Below are 1,104 nucleotides of genomic sequence, written 5' to 3' on the forward strand. Positions count from 1 at the left end.
GAAGGCCCGAGGCCCGGATCCCATGGATCCGGGCCTCGAGTCGTTTCTGACCGTAAACGCCGGTGCGCAGCAGAGAGGCCGGGGGCTCGCGCCCCCGGCCTCTTCCGTCTTCTCCGTCGTGTGCGGGCGGCCGCCCCGGTCAGGCCGCGGCGCAGTTCGGGCACACCCCGCGGTAGGTCACCTCGACCGCCGAGACCACGAAGCCGAAGCGCTCGCCGGCGGGCAGGTCGGCCAGCGGGTCGCCCGCCGGGTGGACGTCGCGGATGGCCCCGCACTGGGCGCAGACCAGGTGGTGGTGGGGCCGGTGCGCGTTCGGGTCGTAGCGCTTGGCGCGCCGGTCCGTCGACACCTCCAGCACCTCGCCGAGCGAGACCAGCTCGCCCAAGGTGTTGTACACCGTCGCTCGAGAAATCTCGGGCAGTTTGATCACAGCGCGTGCGTGCACTTCGTCTGCCGTCAGGTGAACGTGTTCACCGTCGAGTACTTCGGCCACGACACGCCGCTGGGCCGTCATGCGCCAGCCGCGTCCGCGAAGTCGTTCCAGCAGGTCACTCATACACGCCAGCCTAACAGTGGGGATTCGGTGCAGATCCCGAACCGATGTGGACTTGGATGCTTACTTGACTTAGACAAAGTCCATCGTAGGATCGGTTACGGCAAACGCCAAGGACAGGACTTGCAGGAAATGACGCAGGAGGCGCACGTGACGCAGGGACCGCTCACCACGGAGGCCGGGGCACCGGTCGCCGACAACCAGAACAGCGAGACCGCTGGGGTCGGCGGGCCGGTCCTCGTCCAGGACCAGCTCCTCCTGGAGAAGCTGGCTCACTTCAACCGCGAGCGCATCCCGGAGCGCGTGGTGCACGCCCGCGGCGCCGGCGCCTACGGCACCTTCACCGTGACCGCGGACGTCACGAAGTACACCCGGGCGAAGTTCCTCTCCGAGGTCGGCAAGCAGACCGAGACCTTCCTGCGCTTCTCCACCGTCGCGGACAGCCTCGGCGGCGCGGACGCCCGCCGTGACCCGCGCGGCTGGGCGCTGAAGTTCTACACCGAAGAGGGCAACTACGACCTCGTCGGCAACAACACCCCGGTGTTCTTCAT

At 68.1% G+C, this 1,104-nt stretch carries 2 protein-coding genes; one reads left to right on the top strand and one right to left on the bottom strand.

Translation table 11 applies throughout. The features are described from left to right. Positions 1-139: 139 nt before the first annotated feature. Positions 140-556 carry a Fur family transcriptional regulator gene (locus tag VR44_RS03535; protein WP_094191412.1) on the bottom strand — a complete coding sequence of 139 codons (417 nt, stop codon included), beginning with the start codon at positions 554-556 and terminating at the stop codon, positions 140-142. A 129-nt stretch (positions 557-685) separates the two neighbouring features. Here VR44_RS03535 and VR44_RS03540 point away from each other — a divergent pair. After that, positions 686-1,104, top strand: a 419-nt coding sequence (locus VR44_RS03540) for a catalase (RefSeq protein ID WP_045945871.1), incomplete at its 3' end; no start/stop codon positions are given.

The organism is Streptomyces katrae, assembly GCF_000966975.1.
GTDB lineage: Bacteria > Actinomycetota > Actinomycetes > Streptomycetales > Streptomycetaceae > Streptomyces > Streptomyces katrae.

Bases quoted from the DNA above. Each gene is read 5' to 3' on its own strand.
- VR44_RS03535 (WP_094191412.1), bottom strand. From the start codon at position 556: ATGAGTGACCTGCTGGAACGACTTCGCGGACGCGGCTGGCGCATGACG.